Raw genomic sequence first — 17,342 nt, 5'->3', positions numbered from 1 at the left:
GGCGCGTCGATTTGAGAGGATGGGGGCATGACCGGCATACCCCAGATCGACGTGACCGACGTGACCGACGACGCCACGCTGCTGGACGTTCGCGAGCCCGACGAGTGGCAGGCGGGCCACGCCCCCGGCGCCGTGCTCATCCCCCTGCGCGACCTGCCCGGACGCCTGGCCGAGGTCGCCGCGATGGGCGAGGGGACCCTCGCGATCGTGTGCCGCAGCGGTCACCGCTCCGGTCAGGCCACCGCCTGGCTCACCCGACAGGGGTATGACGTCACGAACGTCGCGGGCGGGATGCAGGCCTGGCAGCGTGCGGGCAAGGCGATGGTCACCGAGTCGGGGGCCGAACCCCGGGTGGCCTGACCCGCCGCGCAGCTGCCGTCAGGCGCGGATGACCGAGATGGACAGCTCGCGGACCTCCGCCGGGCTCTCCTCCCACGGTCGCGACAGCGTCAGCAGCAGGACCCCGGTGCCCGGGCCGGCCGCCTCGAAGCGGAACGAGCGAGCGGCGGCTCCACCCGGCATACCGGCGGGTGCGGTGCGGTCGCCCCTGGGCTCCAGGTTGTCCGGGACCGCCGCGGTGGTCCACAGGTAACCAGCGCCCCCGGGCTGCTTGAGCCGCACCTCGAGCGCGTCGCCGGGGTGCAGGGTCGCGGCCGCCCCTGACGCGGGGTCCTCTATGACGTGACGCATCTCCACCTCCGGCGCTCATGGGGTGCCGGACAGTCCGGCACCCTCTCCACACGTGCTCCACACGTGGCTGCACCGGCAGGTGCCGCGCTGCCCACGACACCTGCCGGTACGTCCTGTCCCCCGCGGGGACGGTCCGGTCTCACCAGACGTACATCGTCCCGATCACGCCGGCCGAGTCCACGGCCAGGTCCGGCGCCGAGCCGGTCGCGCGGGCGTGAGCCGCGAGCAGCGTCATCGTCGTCGAACCGGTGTCGGTCAGCGTGCTGAGCTTCTTCCAGCCCGCGGTCTGCAGGTGGGCCCACGCGTTGCGGTTGCTCTGCTCCGCCCACAGCGCCACCACCTTCTGGCCGCTGAGGCCGGCGCGTGCCGATGTCGCGCTCGCCGCTCCCCCGAGCTGCGGAGGCGTCATCGTCGGCGCCGGGCCGGACCCGTCGAGGGCGACGGTGTCGACCTGGTCGGTCACCGTGTCCTGCACGAGGTCCTGCTCCTGCTCGGACAGGTCGTGGGGTGCCGGTGCGCCGGCCGCGGTGCAGATCTCGGCCTTGCCTGGTGCAGGGGCCGCGCTGGCACTGGTCTTGCTCGTGCGGGCCCTGCTCGTGCGGGTCTTCGTGCTGCTGGGCATGGCGTGCTCCTCGTGCTCTGCCGGTCAGTAGGCGTAGGTCTGGGTGATGAGGCCGTCGTCGGAGTAGGCGTTGACGTAGGCGCTCTTCTCCTTGGCGGTGAGCAGGTCGTCGAACATCGCCACGTGTGCGGTGCCGGACGTGCCGCCGACGTGCAGCCAGCCGTTGTCCTGGACGTAGACCCAGCCGTTACGGTCGTGGCCGGTGCAGTAGCCGCCGAGGACCTTCTTCGCGTCGGTCCACCTGCGCACGGTGGCTCCGGTGACGGCGATGTTGGACCAGGTGTCGACGTAGCACTCGCCGTACCTGATCAGCCCGTAGCCGTTCATGCCCCAGCCGGTGCCCCAGCTGTTCTTGACGATCCAGGCGCCCTGCGCGTCGTCGTAGCCGATGATGGCGAGGCAGTGGCCGCCCTCCTCCCGGCCCGAGGCCTGCTCGTAGACGCCGGAGCGGTAGCTGAAGAAGTCGGTGTAGACGATGAGGCACCCGGTGACGGGGCCCGTCGCGAGCAGGTGGGCCTTGATCTGGTCGACCTTGTTCGTGAGGTCCTGGGTGCCCGTGGCCTTCGCGCGGTGCTGGCTCCAGCCGGCCGGCAGCGAGCCACCGTTCGAGTTGCCGGCCGAGTAGGGCCACTCGGCCTCGAAGGTGATGCCGCCGGTGGTGCAGAACGTCAGCGCCGGCAGTGGCATCCACCCGGTGTCACAGGTGACGCCGACCGTCGAGCCGTAGCCGTAGTAGAGGTGTGCCTCGGACAGGTCGATGTCCATGGACGGGACGCGCGGACCGTAGCGCGCGGTACCTTCCATCACCGCGACCGACGCGAAGGCCACGCAGGACCCGCACGCGCCCTGGTCACGGATGCCGCTCACGTAGTTCTGCCCGCTGACGTTGCGCAGGTCGAAGGAGGCCGGCAGCGCCGCCACGTCCGCGAGGGGGCGCGCCCCCCGCACAGTTTCGCGCACCGCAGCGGCTCGCTGTTCCAGCGTGGCCCGGTGGGCCTTGTCCGGGAGCGGCACCCCGAGGCGGCGGCCACGTTCCTTGCTGGTCAAGCGGGTCAGGTGGTTCTCCTCCGCGACCCAGGGGTGCTGCTTCTGCTCGAGCGCGGCGCGCACCGCGCCGACGTCGATGCGTTCCTGTCCTGCCATGGTGCTGCCTCCTCGATGCACCCCCGGTGGGTGTGGCTGACACGGAGGAGGAGGGCTCGTGACCGTCGCTGATACGACGCGGGGGGAGCCGTCATGACGGGCCGCTGACGGGTCGGCTACCAGCCGGCTCCGAAACAGATGAAGGGGCAGGGGGCCTCGTCCGCAAGCCCGGCGGTGACGGCCGCGAGCGCCTCCGCGGGCGGGCGGCCGGCGGACAGCCCCTGGTGGATCCCGCCGAGCACCTCGCTCGCGACGTCGTCGTCCACGCTGGCCGGTGAGGCGATGACCACGCGCGCCCCGGCGTGCAGCCAGGCCGCCGTCATACCGACCGCCTCCTCGCCCCAGCGCATCGACGACCGGCCGACCTCACAGGCGGAGAGCACGACCGTGGACGGGATCGAGGCGAGCCGGTCGATGTCGTAGCCGAACCACGGACCGTCGGCCAGCTCGAGACCGGAGAAGAGCGGGTTGTCCGCCGCGTGCCGGCCGTGTGCCGCCACGTGCAGGACGTCCACGTCGGCAGCCAGGGCCGAGACCGAGGCGGCGTCGGCGTCCGGGCCGACGAGCGTGCGTTGGTGGCGCCAGGCACCGGACGCCCGCCGGATCTCCTCCTCCGCCCGACGGACCCGAGGGCCGGCCACGAAGCCTGCCCTCCGAGGAGGGGAGGCCACCCGGTGGAGGTCGAGCCACAGGCTCGCCGACCGCGGCACGGTCACCGGACGGCCGCGCAGGCTGGGCAGCATCGACCAGGGCGTTCCGGCGAGCGCGCCCGCCGGAACGAGAACGACCGGACCGTCGCCGATCGGTCCGAGCGAGCCGGTCAGGTGCTGGTCGAGCTCGGCGAGGCGGGCGTGCAGGCTGCGGGTGACCACCTGCCGCATCGGACCGGGCAGGTGCGTCGCCGCCATGTCGAGGTCGGCCTGCATCCCTTCGAGCAGGCGGCGGACCGGCCCGAAGTCGCCGAGGTCGACCAGCCGTGGGGGTCCCGCGCCCGCGACGAGCGCGTGCAGGTGCTCGGCCACGAACACGTGGGCGATGAGGACGCCTCCCAACGGCTCGAGCTCGGCCATCACCCGCATCAGGTCGACAGGCTCGGTGACGACACCGGATCCGGCGCCGTGCCAAGCTCGTTGACGGATGGTGGCGCGCAGGGCAGCGGCCCGCCTGCGCTCGGGGGCCGCCGTCGCGCCTGACTTCTCGGCGGCCCGGATCGCGGCGTGCAGCTCACGCAGCTCGATCAGGAGCTCGGCCGTCTCGGGGTCTGCGGGTGGACGCATGGGCGCGACCTGGCTGGCCAGCGCACGGGCGCGCTCGGCCCACTCGAAGACCGTCGTGGGCCGGCCGTCCTCCAGCGCCAGGGAGAGCCCGTGGAAGGCGAGCCGCTGGCCGTGCCGCACCAACGAGGTCTGCAGGTCGAGCGAGCCGAACGATGCCTGCCAGTCGAGCAACTCCCGCAGGCCCTGGCGGACGTGACCCAGTGCATGCACGCGCCGGCCCTGCGCGGCGGCCAGCTCGGCGCGGACCTCCCGGCCGAGCAGTCGGTGCTCCAACGGTGAGGTGGGGCCGACGCGCACCGTCGAGATCACGGTGCGGGCGAGCGCGGGTTCGTGGCGGGCCAGCGCAATCCGCGCGGACTGGAGGGTCAGCGCGCCCGCCTCCTGGCGCAGCCCGTGCCAGCGCAGGGCATCCGCGACCTCGGTCACCTGCGGCAGCAGTGCCGCGTCGTGACGGCCGGCGAGGATGTCGGCGGTGAACGCCACACCGCGGGCTCGCAGCGCCCAGACCTCGCTGCCCCGCGCCGAGAAGAGCCGCGCTGCTCGGCTCGCGACCGCCTTCGCCTCCCTCGGTTCATCTCGCAGGAGCAGCTGCGCCAGGACCAACAGCGCCTCGGCCTGGCGCTGCCGCATCCCCCGCGAGGCGAAGGCGCGGCTCGAGGTCCGCAGGGCCTCCGCCGCGTCTTCAGGCTGCCCGGCTGCGATCAACGCCTCGGACCGGTCCTGGGCGCCGACCGCCTCGGAGACCTTGGACAGTCCCTTGAGCACGGGGCTGGCCTCGTCCATGAGCCGCAACGCGTCCGGGAGGTCGCCCGAGAGCAGCTGCGTGTAGCCCAGGTTGTGCTGGGTCTTGCCCTGGTGCACCTCGAAACCACCGCGGGCGTAGTGCCTGGCTGCGGCTTCGAAGTCGTGCCGTGCCTCGGCCACCTGGCGTCGCTGCAGGTGGATGTTGCCGCGCGTCAGGTGCAGGTTGCCGAGGGCCTCGGCCTGGTCGTCGTCGAGCAATGGCTCCGCACGGGCGAGGGCCGCCAGGGCGGCGTCGCCGTCACCGGCGCGCATGTGGAGCAGGCCCAGCTGACCCCAGATCTTGCCGCGCACGAGGTCCGGGACCTCGGCCAGCCCGAGGGCGTGCTGGCACAGGGCCAGACCGGTGTCGACGGTGCCGAGCTCGGACTCGGTGTAGGCCAGGCTGAGCTCGATCTGGGCCACCGTCTCGTCGTCGGTCGCCCGGTCCAGGGCCGTGCGGAAACTGCGCCGGGCGGCCGCGTGCCGGCCGGCATTGGCCTCGTCCAGGCCACGGCGGTGGAGCGTCGCTGCGCTGAGCACGCGTCCATCATGGCCCGATGCCGGTGACCTTCCTCACCGCACCCCGGGCGCGGGCAACCCGCTGCCCGGCGGGATCCGGCTGCCCCTGGGGGGGCAACGACCCTGCCAGCGCCCCAGCCAGCCGGCCGGCCACGAACGGCGCCGCGAAGGACGTGCCGCTCCACACCCCGAAACCGCCCGTGAAGTCGTCCGGGTCGATCGACTCGCGCACCAGTCCGTGTGCTGTGGTCCGGGCGACCGGCTCGAGCCCGCCCTGGAAGGCGGGCATGGTGCTCAGGACCTTCGCGCCCGGGGCGTAGCAGCGGACCCAGTCGCCGGTGTTGCTGAAGAGGGCGACCGAATCGCAGTCCGGATTGAGTGCACCGACCGACACCACCGGCACCCGCTCGGGCCCGCGCGGCTGGTCGTCGCCGCTGCGTGGGGCGAAGGCCGCCGGATAGAACTCGCGCGCGGTCGCGTCGTTGCCGACCGAGCAGACCACGGCGACGCCGCACTCTCCGAGCAGGTCCAGGATGCCGCGGAGGGTCGGGTCGAACAGCGCGTCCTGCGGGGTCTCGTGGTAGTAGCCCATCGAGAGGTTGAGCACGTCGATGGGGTGGCCACCGGGCTCCCCAGCGGCGTGCCGACGGGCGAGCTCGGCGATCTTGACCAGTGCGTCGACCCAGTCCGACTCCACGATCGTCCCGCTCGAGGACACCACCCGCCAGGCGACGATGTCGGCGTCGGGGCAGACCTGGTGCACCACACCGCAGATGAAGGTGCCGTGACCGGAGAGCGGGTCGAGGGACCCGTCGAACGGCCCGGAGTGGTCGCCGCCGACCTCCGGGTCGTTGGCCCGTCCGGTGTCCCCGATGGGGGTGCCGTCCAGGGTCACCGAGGTGTCCACGATGCCGTCCAGCCACGGGTGAGCGCCGCACCCGGTGTCGAGGATCGCCACGACGGGTCGCCGCCCGGGGAGTTCCGAGTCCGGTGTGCGGTGCGGGCGGCCGCCGATGAACGCCAGCGGTGACCGGCCGCCACCACCGGGCCGGCCATAGGACGCCAGCCCCGCGCCGTCGACCGGATTCGAGCTCTCGTAGGGGTTCGAGCTCTCATACGGGTTGGAGCTCTCGTAGGGGTTGGAGCTCTCATAGGGGTTGGAGCTCTCGTACGGGTTGGGGTGCTCGACCGGGGTCACCTTGAGCAGGTGGTCGAGGCCGACGCCACCGAACTGCTCGGCGCCGAACCGCGCCCGCGCGTGCTGCAGCAGCGTCCATCCGTCCGGGGCGGGCGCAGCCTCACCCGGCCGCACGGAGACGACGACCCGGGTCAGTCCGAGGGGCGGTGCACCGTCACAACCACAGCCGTGTCGGTGACCTTCGCCGGTGCGCGTCGACGCCGGGTCGATCGCGCCCGCGACCCGCGAGCAGGGATAGGCGTCGTCCAGGCTGACCTGCCACCCCAGCGGATCGGCCGCCTCCCGCAGGCGTGCCAGCACGTCGTCCCGGTCCTGGCCGGCCGAGATCACCAGGCGTCTCCCGACGTAGTCGGTTGAACGCGGGGTGACACCGTCGACGGCCTGGGCGGTGCGTGGGTCGAGGCTGTGTCCCCCGAGGGACCGCACGTGGCTCCCAGAGATCGGCCGAGGGTCACGGTCACGGTGGTTGAGGGCGGGCAGGTGCCGACGCCCGTCGTCGCGCGGGTTCGCCTCGGGTTCGGTCACGGCATACCTCTCATCCGTGGCGGCCCTGCCGCCGGAACGTGTCTGGACCGGCTGCGCCGGTCGGTCGGTCAGAGCTCGAAGGCGGGAGTGGCGAACTGCAGCGTCTCGCCCTCCTCGGCGGGGTCCTCATCGGGTTCGCCGTCGGCCGGTGGCTCGTCGAGGTCGGAGAGCACGACCCGCGACAGGCCGCTCGGCAGCCGCGGCAGCTCGAACCGTCCCTGGGCGTCGGCTCGCGACTCCCAGGTGACCCCGTCCTGGCGCACGCTGACCCGCAGCCGACGCGCCGGCGAGATCCATCCGTCGAGCCGGCGCTCCGAGGGGCTCAGGGCCCGCACCTGCATCATCAGCCAGACGCTCACGCCTGAGAACACGATGGTCAGCGCCTCGCTCTGGCTGCGGGTGCCGGCGAGCTCACGGGTGTGCTGCACGAGGTGGAGCAGCTCGTAGTCCGCGTCCAGGTCGTCGAGCGCCAGCGCCACCAGCACCGTCTCCGGCAGGTCGTGGGGCATGGGATCGCGTGCGTCCCACATGCGGGTGAGCCGGTCGTATGTCGTGTGGTCATCCAGGAGGGAGAAGTCAGACTCGGACACGGGTGGCCCCCTTGATCGGCTCGGTGAGGAGCGTTCGCAGCTTGTCGAGGCACCGGCCGCGGGTGGGGCCGATGCTGCCCACCGGCATCCCGAGCTCGTCGGACAGGTCGGTGTAGTTGGGTCGAGGGGAGAAGGCGACGATGCGCAACAGCCGCTGACACCTGTCGGAGAGCTGCCGGACGCCTGCCCACAGCCGGTCCTGCTCGTCGCGCACGAGCACCTCGGCCTCGGCGGACTGTCCGGGTGGCACCTTGTCGGCGAGGAACTCGTCGGTCGCCGTCGACGTGCGGGACTCGGCTCCGGACTGTCGCCAGGCCTCGCGGCGCGCCGTCGTGGTGAGCCACGCACCGATGGCCTGGCAGTCCTTGACCGAGTCGGCTCGTCGCACGAGGGTCAGCCAGGTGGTCTGCACCACGTCCTCGGCCCGGTCGCGTTCGAGCCCGTAGGCTCGCACGACGTGCCAGAGGACCGGGCTGAGCAGGCGGACCAGGTCGTCCAGTCCCGCCGGATCCCCCTCGCGCCAGCGGCTGAAGGCCTCGGCGGCGTCGGACCACAGGGACGCCCGCGGCTCCACCACCGGCCTCCGGTCCACATCCACCATGGCTGCGCTGCTCTCGTCCTCGTCGTCGAGTGGGACCCGGGATGGGCCCTCACAGCGACAGGAGCGGCCTGCCCGGCCGCTGATACATCGATGACCCAATGTAGTGGTCCGGCCGCTCTTTGCCGAGAGGCATCGGCGACACGATGTCGTCGTATCGGCATGTCTCATGATCTCGCTAGACGGCCGTATAGGGTGCGATCGTGGATCCGATCAAGAACCCCTATGCCCCCGGTGCGGGCCAGCGCCCGCCCGAGCTCGCCGGTCGCGACGAGCAGCTGCGCAGCTTCGACGTCGTGCTGGAGCGCATCGCGCGGTCCCGCCCGGAGCGGTCGATCATCCTCACCGGCCTGCGGGGCGTCGGCAAGACGGTGCTGCTCAACGCCCTGCGCTCCGCAGCCGTCCGCGCCCACTGGGGGACCGGCAAGCTCGAGGCACGTCCCGACCAGCGCTTGCGCCGTCCGCTGTCCGCGGCGCTGCACGTCGCGACCCGCGAGCTCGGGCACCCCCAGGGCGACGACGTCGACCACGTCCTCGGCGTGATCAAGGCTTTCGCGCAACGCGATTCGGCTCCCGGCGCCAAGCTGCGGGACCGGTGGAACCCCGGCATCGACGCACCTGCGATCACCGGCCGGGCAGACTCCGGGGACATCGAGATCGACCTCGTCGAGCTGCTCACCGATGTGGGTGGACTGGCGGCGGACGTCGGCAAGGGCGTCGCCATCTGCATCGACGAGATGCAGGACCTCCACCCCGAGGACGTGTCGGCCCTGTGCGCGGCCTGCCACGAGATCGGCCAGAGCGGGCTGCCGGTGATCGTCGTCGGCGCCGGCCTGCCGCACCTGCCGGCGGTGCTCAGCGCCAGCAAGTCCTACAGCGAGCGGCTCTTCCGCTACTCGCGGATCGACCGCCTCGACCGCGCGGCCGCCGATCACGCGCTGCAGTTGCCCGCCCGGGAGGAGGGCGCCGACTTCACCCCGGAGGCGCTGGAGGCGATGTATGCCGCGACCGGCGGCTACCCCTACTTCATCCAGGCCTACGGCAAGGTCGCCTGGGACGTGGCACCGCGGTCGCCGATCACCGTGGAGGACGTCGCCGTCGCTGCGCCGGAGGCCGAGTCCGAGCTGGCGGTGGGCTTCTTCGGGTCCCGCTACGAGCGGGCCACGCCGGGCGAGCGGGAGTACCTGCGCGCGATGGCGGACGCCGCCACGGCCGAGGCGGACAAGGCCGAGGACGTCCAGCCCGACGACGTCGACTCGGTGCCGACGGCGGCGGTCGCCGCGGTCCTCGACCGCAAGCCGCAGTCGCTGTCGCCCGCCCGGGACGCCCTGCTCAAGAAGGGTCTGATCTACAGCGGGGAGCGGGGCCGGATCGCGTTCACCGTGCCGCATTTCGGCCGTTACCTGCGCAGCACTGCCTGAGCCAGGCCTCGCGAGTCTCCTGGCCACCACCCATCGGGCCTGCACCGGTCATGACATCGGCGCCATCGGCACCCCACCCGAGCAGGCACACCCCGTCGGGCTGTGATGGCAGGACGCACGGCGTCAGGTTGCGCGCCTGGTGGACAGCAGGAACGCCGGCAGGTGGAGCTCCTCGCCGTCGACGTTGGCGAGCACGTCCGCCGTATCGACGGTGGTGTCGACCCAGTGCGGTGCCGGGAAAAGCTGGTTCAGCGCCTTGGGCGTGAGGTCCCAGCCCGGACCCGCCTCGTCCGCCACGGCAAGGATGTGGACCACTGCCCCCGGAGCGCAGATGGCGGTGAGGCCTCGGAGGTAGGCCCGCCGGCCACCCTCGTCGAGGTTGTGCAGCAGCCCTGAGTCGAAGACCGTCCGGGGCCTGACGGGGAGGTCCTCGAGGCGCTCGGCATCACCCACGAGGAACTCGATGTCCAAGGCACTGTCCGCCGCCTTGGTCCGAGCCGTGTCGATCGCGCGTCGGGAGCAGTCCAACCCGACGACCTGGTAGCCCCTCTCGGCGATCAGGATCGCGAGTTCCCCCGTGCCGCAACCGGCGTCGAGGACCGGGCCCTCGAGCGAGATCCGACCGACCAGCGCGGCTAGGGCGGGCTGAGGCCCACCGATCTCCCAGGGCGGAGGCACGTCGACGGCATACTGCTCGTCCCAGTTGTCGTGTCCTTGTCGCGAACCCATGGCATGCACGATATCCGCGCCGCCGCCGGTCGAGGCGCCGGGAAGCCTGCCATCCCGCGGTGATCGACGTGGGCACCGCAGAGGGAGCCGGTGATCCGCGTTCACCGCAACTCACGAGGCGCGACCAGGCCGTGCTCGTAGGCGTAGATGACTGCGTGCACCCGATCGCGCAGGTCGAGCTTGAGCAGAACGCGCGCGACGTGGGTCTTCACGGTGGTCTCGGCCACCACGAAGGTCCTGGCTATCTCGGCGTTGGAGAGGCCTTGCGCGACGAGGTCGAGGGTCTCGCGTTCGCGGGTCGTCAAGGTGGCCAGCTGCGCGGCGACTGCCCGGTCGGGTGCGGGGCGACGGGTCAGGAAGGTCTCGATCATCCGCTTGGTCACCTGCGGCGCAAGCAGCGACTCACCGGCGTGCACCGCGCGGATCCCCGCGATGAGGATGGCCGGCTCGACGTCCTTGAGGAGGAAGCCGCTCGCCCCGGCACGCAGCGCCTCGTAGACGTAGTCGTCGAGGTCGAACGTGGTCAGCATGACGACCCTGCTCGCACACTGGGGTAGCGACATGATGCGTCGGGTGGCCTCGATGCCGTCGACGCGCGGCATGCGCACGTCCATCAGGACGATGTCGGGTCGCAGCCGCCGCACCTGCTGCACCACGTCGAGCCCGTCAGTGGCCTCGCCGACGATCTCCAGGTCCGGCTCGATCTCGAGCAGGAGACGAAAGCCGCAACGCACCAGCGCCTGGTCGTCGGCGATGAGGACCGCGATGCTCATTTCGGGGTCGCTCATGACATCTCCAGCGGCAGCGTCGCGTGGAGCTCGAACCCGCCGTCGGACTGGACCCCTGCGACGAGCCGACCGCCATAGACACCAACGCGTTCACGCATCCCGATGAGCCCGTGGCCCGGCGTCACCTGCCTCCGCGAGGGCCTTCCGTCGTCCCGGACCGCGAGCTCCAGCACGTCGGGTCCATAGCTGATGAGCACCTCGGCACGCTGCGGACCGTCGGCGTGCCGCAGCACGTTGGTGAGACCCTCCTGGACGACGCGGTATGCCGTGAGGTCCAGCCCGGGAGCGACCGGCCGGGCCGATCCGGTGACCGTGAGTCGAACCGGCAGTCCTGCTCCCTGGAAACGCGTGATCAGCTGATCCACCTCGGCCAGGCCCGGGGCTGGCGTCAGCTCGACCACCTGACCCTCGGCGCGCAGGATCGCGACCATGCGGCGCATCTCGGCGAGCGCCTCCCGTCCCACGGTCTCGACCGTTCCCAGCGCCTCGCGCTCGACCACCTGGTCGGGGGTGAGCCGGCGCCGGACGGCGGCGGCCTGGACCGTCATGACGCTCACGTTGTGGCCGATGACGTCGTGGAGCTCGCGGGCGATCCGGTTGCGTTCCTCCGAGACGGCCCGGGCGCTGACGTCCTGTTCACGCAGCCGCCGTTGCTCGCGCACCTGCATGCGGGAGCGGATGAGCGCACCGACGAGCCAGGCCACCATCGGCTGGAGCCCCCAGAAGAGCGACTCCCCACGCATCGTCCAGGAGGTCACGAGCGGGTCGAAGCCGATCCACCCGGCGGTGAAGACGGCGAGGGCAGCCAGCCCCCAGACGCTGGGATACCGACGCTCCCACCGCCCGACGCTGTAGGCGGCGATCGCCGGCATGGTGCCGACCGCGTTGCCCTCGGGCGACCCGAACGTCGTGAAGGCGGCCAGGTAGACGACCACGATCACGGCCAGCGTCTCCAACGGCCGCCACCGGCGTCCGACCAGCAGCAGGGCCGTGATGGCGTAGGTCAGCGCCTGAGCCCAGTGCGGACCCTGCCGGTGCGTGGAGCCCGCACCGTCCCACACCTCGATCTGGCCGAGCGCGAAGGCCACCAGCGCGACGGCCACGTCGAAGGCCCAGCTGGCACGGCTGCGACGGCCCATAGCCAAGAACGGTAGCGCCGCTGCCGGTCGTCGACGTCCTCCTTCAGGAGGATCGCCGGTCGTCCTCCGGCCGACTCGGGACGCGCTCACCAGGCATCCACAGATCGTCAGGTCGAGGGACGACAGCTGGCGACTGCTGTTCCTACCGTCGAGGAACAGCACCCTGCTGTCAGACCCCTTCTGCCCGAAAGGAACCCACCATGGTCCACCGTCGCACCGCCGGGATCGGCCTGTTCGTCTTCGGCCTCGGTACTCTCGTCACGTTCATGACCGCCGAGATTCCTGGCGGCGACTACGAACCGGTCAAGGTCACGGCTTACCTCGCACAGGGCCATGCCCTGCGCACCTTCGTCCTCGCCTACGTGGGCATCGCGTCCATGCTCGCGCTGCTCGTGTTCGCCCACGGGATCCGCGACGAGCTCGGTCGGCTCGGCGAGTTCGTCTGGGGACTGTCGATCGCCGCCGTCGCCACCGGCGTCGTGGGCTGGTTCATCGGAGCGGGGGTCGTCGTGGCGACCGCGGAGGGTGGTCCGGACATCACGGCCGGGATTCCGCTGCCCGTTGCCCACACCATCGGGGAGATCGCCGGGCTGCTCGGTGGGTGCGCGCCGGCGCTGTTCATCGGGGTGGTCGCGATCATGCTGTGGCGGACCGACCTGCCCTTGTGGCTGCGCGGCTTCTCGGTCGTCGCGGGCGTCTGTGGCATCCTCGCGCCGCTCTTCTTCACGCTCTTCGTCTTCGTCCTGTGGACCCTGGTCTGCGGCGTCTCCCTGATGCGGTTGCAGTCGAGCCCGGCCACCATCGAGCCGATCCTGCAGTCCTGACGCGCCTTCGGACCGGCCGGGTGAGGCTACCCGAGCCGGGCGGCGACGTCGGCCGGGAAGCCGCCGGTCGCGATGGGCCCCCAACGGGTCGGCGTGATCCGGATGAGCGACTTGTCCTGGATGCGCATCGCCTCGCGGTACTCGTCCCAGTCGGGATGCTCGCCCGAGATGCTTCGGAAGTAGTCGACGAGCGCGTCCTCGGCGTCGGGCATGTGCAGCACCTCCGCGTCGCCGTCGACCTGCACCCAGGCGTCGTTCCACTCGTCCGACATCACGACGACCGACACCTGCGTGTGGCGTTCGGCGTTGGTGGTCTTGGCGCGGCCGGGATAGCTCGAGATGACGATCCGGCCGGCCGCGTCCACTCCGCCGCTGACCGGCGAGATCTGCGGGCGTCCGTCAGCACGCGTCGTGGCGAGCACCATCCGGTGCCGCGGGCGGACGAAGTCGAGCAGGGCGTCGAGCTGGACCACGGTGTTCTTCGCGATGCTTCGGGCCATGACGGCAATCTACGCGCTACCGGTAGCGGGGCTGGTCCGCGTCGGGGTCGGCCGGGACCACGTCGAGCCGGGAGTCGGTCAGCAGCTCCCCGATGGCGACGGGGTCGGCGCCGATACCGGCCCAGTGCGGGTCGACGTCCTTGGCGACGCACCAGGCGTGATCGGCCGGCCAGACGAACGCCGGATCCGGCGCGAAGGCGCGTGAAGGCCCTCGGAGAGCTGCGTGGGGATCCGCCGACTCCTCGCGGCCGGCCCACTCGCCGAGCCCGGACACCGGCCCGTGGAAGAGGTAGTAGGCGCGGTGGGGGAGGACGACCTTCGGCCAACGTGACCCGGACGGCGACGGGGCAGGCGCAAAACCAGGGACAGCCGCGGGGTCCGGCTGCTCCGCGCCGTCGTCCTCGGTGACGGCGCCATCGCCGAGGCTCATGACGCCGGCACCGTCGAGGCTCACGCCCCAGCCGTCCCAGAGGCAGAAGTAGCACTCCTGCGGAGTGCGCGTATGCCGTGCCAGCGTCTCCAGGACACGGCGCAACTGCGTCGTCTCGGGGGGAGCGTCGTCATCGTCCTCGCGGTCGTTCTCGCTCTGCCCCTCGTAGCTCGGGTCGGGAATGAACCGCAGCCGCGCATATGCGGGCAAGCCGTCCGGCCCGAAACCGACGAGTCGGTCCCAGGGCCGGGTGCTGGTGCACAGCCACCGTGCGGCTGACAGGTCGGAACACGGCGTGAGCGTCACGCCGCACCACGTGAGCCCGCGGCCGGGCTCGGGGGAACCGTCGAGACAGCATCGCCGCGCGCCGCGATGACAGCGGTCCCTTCACCATCGAGCCGGGCGAGAGCCGCTGCCGTGCGGCCGGTGACCAGCAACAGCAGATCGGCCAGTCGCCCTGCGACCACGGGCCCTTCGCCGACGCAGACCCGGGCGTCCGTTGCCACCAACCGCACCCCGCGCATCCGGCGACGTGCGTGGAAGGGCCAGCCCATCCGCCATACGTGCTCGAACGAGGTCTGCGCGGCTTCGGTCGGCGCGGGACGCTCGAGGCCGAGCGGCACGCAGATGTCCTGGCCGTGCACGAGGACGTCGAGCAGCAGGTTGTCCGCGTTGGTCAGCCGAGGCATGCGGCGGGAGGCCGCGTCACGGTGGAGCTCCTCGACGATCAGCTCGGTCGGTCGCCGGGCATGGGCGATCGCCAGTGCGGCCCCTGCCGACCAGAGGTTTCCCCGTGACCGGACCAGGGCGCGGACCAGCATGCCGGTGTCCGTCCCGGTCGGCGTCATCGCCACGTGCGCAGCGACCTCCCTGACCCGCCAGCGGGCACACAGTGACGGGTGCTCCCACTGCTGCGGCGTCAGGCCGCCCAGCAGCTCGGCCAGGGAGTGTCGTTCGCGCTCCATGCTCGACCAGAGTGCCTCGTCCATGGCCGTTCACCTCATATGGTAAGAAGTTCTGACTAGTCTGCTCTGCTCGACCAGGAAAGGCAAGTGGTATGCCGTGACCGGCCCCAGCCTGGGTGTGCTGCTGTTCCTGCCCTACCGCCACCTGGAGGAGCGCGTCCTCGACGCCGTGCGTGCTGCGGGTTACTCCGTCACCACCGCCCAGGCGCGCGTCTTCCAGCGGGTCGATCCGCAGGGATCACGGTTGACCCGCCTCGCCGCGGCGGCCCAGGTCACCAAGCAGACCGCCGGCTACCTGGTCGACCAGCTCGAACGTGGGGGATATCTCGAACGCATTCCGGACCCGTCCGACGCGCGCGCCAGGCTGATCCGCATCACGGCGCTCGGCCTCGAGGCCGCCGCGGTGGCGAGACAGGAGGAGGCGCGGGTCGAGGCCGAATGGGTCTCCCTGCTCGGACACCGACGAGCGGAGGAGCTGCGCCAGACCCTGCTCGCGCTGCGCTCGATCACCGACCCCTACGCCACGGACTGACCGTCGCTCCCTGATCCGCTGGGCCGGCCGCCGCATCGGTGGCGCGTCCGCGTTACCTTGGGCACCAGACCGGATGGCGAGAGGTCGCCACCCGCGAGGACGCCACCCGGTCGACCGTCACCGGCCCCGACCACAGGAACTGACCCATGTCGAGTGAGACCCTCCGCACCCCACTGGCCGCCGAGCTGGACGCGTTCTTTCGCCAGTACACGGAAGCCGACCAGGCTAAGGGGCTGGTCTACGGCCACGCCACCGCCGAGGGGCTCTCGCACTCCAGGGGATTCGGGGTGGCGAACGACGACGGACTGGAGCCCGACGCCGACACCGTGTTTCCGATCGCGTCGATGACCAAGAGCTTCGTCGCCTGTGCGGCGCTGGTGGCACGCGACCGCGGGCTCCTTTCCCTGGATGACCCGATCACGGCATGGTTCCCCGACTTCGCAGGAGCCGGCGCCATGGAGGACCCCTGTGACCCACCGACGATGCGGATGCTCTTCAGCATGTCCGGCGGGCTGACCGAGGACAACTCGTGGATCGACCCCTTCATCCACATGGACGAGACCGAGCTGCTGAGGCAGCTGAAGGACGGGGTCCGCTACAGCCACTCGCCCGGGTCGACCTACGAGTACTCCAACCTCGGCTACGCCCTCGCCGGGCTCGCCGTGGGGCGCGCCGTCGGTCGCCCGATCGAGGAGTTCGTCCACGACGAGGTGCTGGTCCCGCTCGGCCTGACCCGGACCTTCTTCGACAACGCTGCGCCGGCCGGCATCGACCGCGCGACCGGCTACTCCTTGGACGTCGAGGGCCGGTGGACGCCCTTCGCGCCGACGGCATCGGCGGCCTTCGCGGCGGCCGGCGGCATGATGAGCACGGTGCGTGACCTGGCCACCTGGATGACCTGGCTCGGCGCGGCCTTCCGCGCTCCGCGGGCAGACGGCCACGGCGACCACGATGAGGTGCTGAGTCGCGCCTCGCGCCGGGAGCTGCAGCGGCTGCACATCGTGGACCCGCCGGTGTTGTCCATGCGCTCCAATGGCGGGTTGCAAGCCAACCTCGGCGGATACGCCCTCGGCCTGCGCGTCTCCCAGGACCTGTGGCGCGGGACGGTCGTCTCACACGGGGGAGGGCTGCCCGGTTTCACCCTTTTCATGTGCTGGCACCCCGACTCCGGAAACGCGACCGTGGTGCTGACCAACAGCCACCGCGGCGACCCGGCCACGTTGTGTCGCGATGCCCTCGGACGCGCCCTTGCCCGCGACGAGGTTGCCGCGCAGACCATCGTGCTGTGGCAGGAGACGGCCGACCTGCGCGCCGAGGTCGAGTCGCTGATCCGGGCCTGGGACGACGAGGTGGCGGCCCGGGTCTTCGCGCCGAACGTGGACTTCGACCGGCCGCTGGTGCAGCGGCGCGCGGAGCTCGAGCGGTTGGTCGACGAGATCGGACCGTTGGGCGCGCCACGCCCCCTAGCCGACATCGTCTCTGCCGCGACCCCCGCTGACGTGACGTGGTCGGTGCCGGGCGAGCACGGTGAGCTGATCTGCATGATCCACCTGACGCCGATCAACCCCGCGCAGGTACAGGAGTTCGTCGTGGAGGCGGTGCCCTTCGGCCGACCCCGCAGTGCATCACCAGACGACGTCTCGCCCCGCCGGAGCGGGCTGGGTCCAGCGTTCATCGGGACGATGCCCAATGTGCGGGTGCTGCTGCCCTGACGGCGAAACGGCATACCCGCCGTGCTGGCGAACCTGCTACTCGGGCAGGTCGATGTCCACCTGGTCGGGATAGAAGGCGACATGGTTCGCGATCTCGGCCACCGCCGCGTGGGGCGCCGGATAGGTCCACACCGCGTTGTCGGCGTGGGCGCCCGCTGTTTCGTCGTGCAGGCTGAAGTAGGCGGCGTCACCCTTGTAAGGGCAATAGGTCGCGTGGTCCGTCGGCTCCAGGACGTCCTCGACAACATCGGCGAGAGGCAGGTAGGGCACCGAGGGATAACCGCAATGCCGCGCAGTTAGTGGTGTTACGGATGTTGCCAGTGTGGCGGGTGTGTCGGCGTGTCGCGGGATGAAGCA

At 71.4% G+C, this 17,342-nt stretch carries 19 protein-coding genes; 5 read left to right on the top strand and 14 right to left on the bottom strand.

What is annotated here, in order from left to right; all coding sequences use genetic code 11:
• Positions 1 to 27: 27 nt before the first annotated feature.
• On the top strand, positions 28 to 360 hold the full coding sequence (locus tag FCN22_RS17295; protein WP_137122815.1) for a rhodanese-like domain-containing protein: 333 nt from the start codon (positions 28 to 30) through the stop codon (positions 358 to 360).
• Between the two features lie 18 nt (positions 361 to 378).
• Here the strand turns inward: FCN22_RS17295 and FCN22_RS17290 are convergent, their stop codons facing one another.
• The 7 genes from FCN22_RS17290 to FCN22_RS17260 all read right to left on the bottom strand — a co-directional run bounded on the left by FCN22_RS17290 (position 379) and on the right by FCN22_RS17260 (position 7,948).
• Positions 379 to 690: a protease inhibitor I42 family protein gene (locus tag FCN22_RS17290; RefSeq protein WP_137122814.1), complete on the bottom strand. Its 312-nt coding sequence runs from the start codon at positions 688 to 690 to the stop codon at positions 379 to 381.
• 139 nt (positions 691 to 829) lie between these two features.
• The gene (locus FCN22_RS17285; RefSeq protein WP_137122813.1) at positions 830 to 1,312 is read right to left on the bottom strand and encodes a hypothetical protein; all 483 of its coding nucleotides are present in this window, start codon (positions 1,310 to 1,312) and stop codon (positions 830 to 832) included.
• 24 nt (positions 1,313 to 1,336) lie between these two features.
• Positions 1,337 to 2,455, bottom strand: a complete 1,119-nt coding sequence (locus FCN22_RS17280) for a C1 family peptidase (RefSeq protein WP_137122812.1) — start codon at positions 2,453 to 2,455, stop codon at positions 1,337 to 1,339.
• Between the two features lie 116 nt (positions 2,456 to 2,571).
• Complete coding sequence (locus FCN22_RS17275; protein ID WP_137122811.1) at positions 2,572 to 5,055, bottom strand: CHAT domain-containing protein; 2,484 nt, start codon at positions 5,053 to 5,055, stop codon at positions 2,572 to 2,574.
• A 7-nt stretch (positions 5,056 to 5,062) separates the two neighbouring features.
• Positions 5,063 to 6,757, bottom strand: a complete 1,695-nt coding sequence (locus FCN22_RS17270; RefSeq protein WP_137122810.1) for a S8 family peptidase — start codon at positions 6,755 to 6,757, stop codon at positions 5,063 to 5,065.
• Between the two features lie 68 nt (positions 6,758 to 6,825).
• Positions 6,826 to 7,347: a hypothetical protein gene (locus FCN22_RS17265; protein WP_137122809.1), complete on the bottom strand. Its 522-nt coding sequence runs from the start codon at positions 7,345 to 7,347 to the stop codon at positions 6,826 to 6,828.
• Positions 7,334 to 7,948 carry an RNA polymerase sigma factor gene (locus FCN22_RS17260; RefSeq protein ID WP_137122808.1) on the bottom strand — a complete coding sequence of 205 codons (615 nt, stop codon included), beginning with the start codon at positions 7,946 to 7,948 and terminating at the stop codon, positions 7,334 to 7,336. The genes FCN22_RS17265 and FCN22_RS17260 overlap by 14 nt, the downstream gene beginning before the upstream one ends.
• A gap of 200 nt (positions 7,949 to 8,148) precedes the next feature.
• Here FCN22_RS17260 and FCN22_RS17255 point away from each other — a divergent pair, with 200 nt between their 5' ends.
• Positions 8,149 to 9,366: an ATP-binding protein gene (locus FCN22_RS17255; protein WP_137122807.1), complete on the top strand. Its 1,218-nt coding sequence runs from the start codon at positions 8,149 to 8,151 to the stop codon at positions 9,364 to 9,366.
• 123 nt (positions 9,367 to 9,489) lie between these two features.
• Here the strand turns inward: FCN22_RS17255 and FCN22_RS17250 are convergent, their stop codons facing one another.
• From FCN22_RS17250 to FCN22_RS17240, 3 genes are all read right to left on the bottom strand, one after another.
• The gene (locus tag FCN22_RS17250; protein ID WP_137122806.1) at positions 9,490 to 10,095 is read right to left on the bottom strand and encodes a class I SAM-dependent methyltransferase; all 606 of its coding nucleotides are present in this window, start codon (positions 10,093 to 10,095) and stop codon (positions 9,490 to 9,492) included.
• A gap of 101 nt (positions 10,096 to 10,196) precedes the next feature.
• Positions 10,197 to 10,883 (bottom strand): response regulator, encoded by a 687-nt coding sequence (locus tag FCN22_RS17245; protein WP_238384805.1) that lies wholly within the window; start codon positions 10,881 to 10,883, stop codon positions 10,197 to 10,199.
• Positions 10,880 to 12,022 (bottom strand): sensor histidine kinase, encoded by a 1,143-nt coding sequence (locus tag FCN22_RS17240; protein WP_137122805.1) that lies wholly within the window; start codon positions 12,020 to 12,022, stop codon positions 10,880 to 10,882. Before FCN22_RS17240 ends, FCN22_RS17245 begins: the two co-directional genes overlap by 4 nt.
• Positions 12,023 to 12,222: 200 nt before the next feature.
• Here FCN22_RS17240 and FCN22_RS17235 point away from each other — a divergent pair, with 200 nt between their 5' ends.
• Positions 12,223 to 12,846 carry a hypothetical protein gene (locus tag FCN22_RS17235; protein WP_137122804.1) on the top strand — a complete coding sequence of 208 codons (624 nt, stop codon included), beginning with the start codon at positions 12,223 to 12,225 and terminating at the stop codon, positions 12,844 to 12,846.
• 26 nt (positions 12,847 to 12,872) lie between these two features.
• Here the strand turns inward: FCN22_RS17235 and FCN22_RS17230 are convergent, their stop codons facing one another.
• The 3 genes from FCN22_RS17230 to FCN22_RS17220 are packed head-to-tail and all read right to left on the bottom strand — an operon-like array spanning position 12,873 to position 14,765.
• Complete coding sequence (locus FCN22_RS17230; protein ID WP_137122803.1) at positions 12,873 to 13,346, bottom strand: PPOX class F420-dependent oxidoreductase; 474 nt, start codon at positions 13,344 to 13,346, stop codon at positions 12,873 to 12,875.
• Between the two features lie 16 nt (positions 13,347 to 13,362).
• The gene (locus FCN22_RS22330) at positions 13,363 to 14,082 is read right to left on the bottom strand and encodes a hypothetical protein (protein WP_137122802.1); all 720 of its coding nucleotides are present in this window, start codon (positions 14,080 to 14,082) and stop codon (positions 13,363 to 13,365) included.
• Positions 14,079 to 14,765: a maleylpyruvate isomerase family mycothiol-dependent enzyme gene (locus tag FCN22_RS17220; RefSeq protein ID WP_137122801.1), complete on the bottom strand. Its 687-nt coding sequence runs from the start codon at positions 14,763 to 14,765 to the stop codon at positions 14,079 to 14,081. Before FCN22_RS17220 ends, FCN22_RS22330 begins: the two co-directional genes overlap by 4 nt.
• A gap of 73 nt (positions 14,766 to 14,838) precedes the next feature.
• Here FCN22_RS17220 and FCN22_RS17215 point away from each other — a divergent pair, with 73 nt between their 5' ends.
• Entirely contained in the window at positions 14,839 to 15,273 is a 435-nt protein-coding gene (locus FCN22_RS17215) for a MarR family winged helix-turn-helix transcriptional regulator (protein WP_137122800.1), read from the top strand.
• A gap of 146 nt (positions 15,274 to 15,419) precedes the next feature.
• The gene (locus tag FCN22_RS17210; protein WP_137122799.1) at positions 15,420 to 16,985 is read left to right on the top strand and encodes a serine hydrolase domain-containing protein; all 1,566 of its coding nucleotides are present in this window, start codon (positions 15,420 to 15,422) and stop codon (positions 16,983 to 16,985) included.
• Between the two features lie 36 nt (positions 16,986 to 17,021).
• On the opposite strand, the gene FCN22_RS17205 is transcribed toward FCN22_RS17210, so the two are convergent.
• Positions 17,022 to 17,342 (bottom strand): DUF427 domain-containing protein (locus tag FCN22_RS17205; RefSeq protein WP_137122798.1); only part of this gene is annotated, 321 nt, incomplete at its 5' end.

This window comes from Segeticoccus rhizosphaerae (assembly GCF_005222685.1).
GTDB lineage: Bacteria > Actinomycetota > Actinomycetes > Actinomycetales > Dermatophilaceae > Segeticoccus > Segeticoccus rhizosphaerae.
The sequence above is the reverse complement of the archived record's forward strand: the minus strand, read 5'-3'. Positions and strand labels throughout refer to the sequence as shown.

What these genes read in the sequence shown, in the direction of transcription:
- FCN22_RS17250 (WP_137122806.1), bottom strand. Translation starts at nt 10,095, where the DNA reads ATGGGTTCGCGACAAGGACACGACAACTGGGACGAGCAGTATGCCGTC.
- FCN22_RS17210 (WP_137122799.1), top strand. Translation starts at nt 15,420, where the DNA reads ATGTCGAGTGAGACCCTCCGCACCCCACTGGCCGCCGAGCTGGACGCG.
- FCN22_RS17220 (WP_137122801.1), bottom strand. Translation starts at nt 14,765, where the DNA reads ATGGACGAGGCACTCTGGTCGAGCATGGAGCGCGAACGACACTCCCTG.
- FCN22_RS17230 (WP_137122803.1), bottom strand. Translation starts at nt 13,346, where the DNA reads ATGGCCCGAAGCATCGCGAAGAACACCGTGGTCCAGCTCGACGCCCTG.
- FCN22_RS17280 (WP_137122812.1), bottom strand. Translation starts at nt 2,455, where the DNA reads ATGGCAGGACAGGAACGCATCGACGTCGGCGCGGTGCGCGCCGCGCTC.
- FCN22_RS17260 (WP_137122808.1), bottom strand. Translation starts at nt 7,948, where the DNA reads ATGGTGGATGTGGACCGGAGGCCGGTGGTGGAGCCGCGGGCGTCCCTG.
- FCN22_RS17235 (WP_137122804.1), top strand. Translation starts at nt 12,223, where the DNA reads ATGGTCCACCGTCGCACCGCCGGGATCGGCCTGTTCGTCTTCGGCCTC.
- FCN22_RS17290 (WP_137122814.1), bottom strand. Translation starts at nt 690, where the DNA reads ATGCGTCACGTCATAGAGGACCCCGCGTCAGGGGCGGCCGCGACCCTG.
- FCN22_RS17285 (WP_137122813.1), bottom strand. Translation starts at nt 1,312, where the DNA reads ATGCCCAGCAGCACGAAGACCCGCACGAGCAGGGCCCGCACGAGCAAG.
- FCN22_RS17240 (WP_137122805.1), bottom strand. Translation starts at nt 12,022, where the DNA reads ATGGGCCGTCGCAGCCGTGCCAGCTGGGCCTTCGACGTGGCCGTCGCG.
- FCN22_RS17245 (WP_238384805.1), bottom strand. Translation starts at nt 10,883, where the DNA reads ATGAGCGACCCCGAAATGAGCATCGCGGTCCTCATCGCCGACGACCAG.
- FCN22_RS17295 (WP_137122815.1), top strand. Translation starts at nt 28, where the DNA reads ATGACCGGCATACCCCAGATCGACGTGACCGACGTGACCGACGACGCC.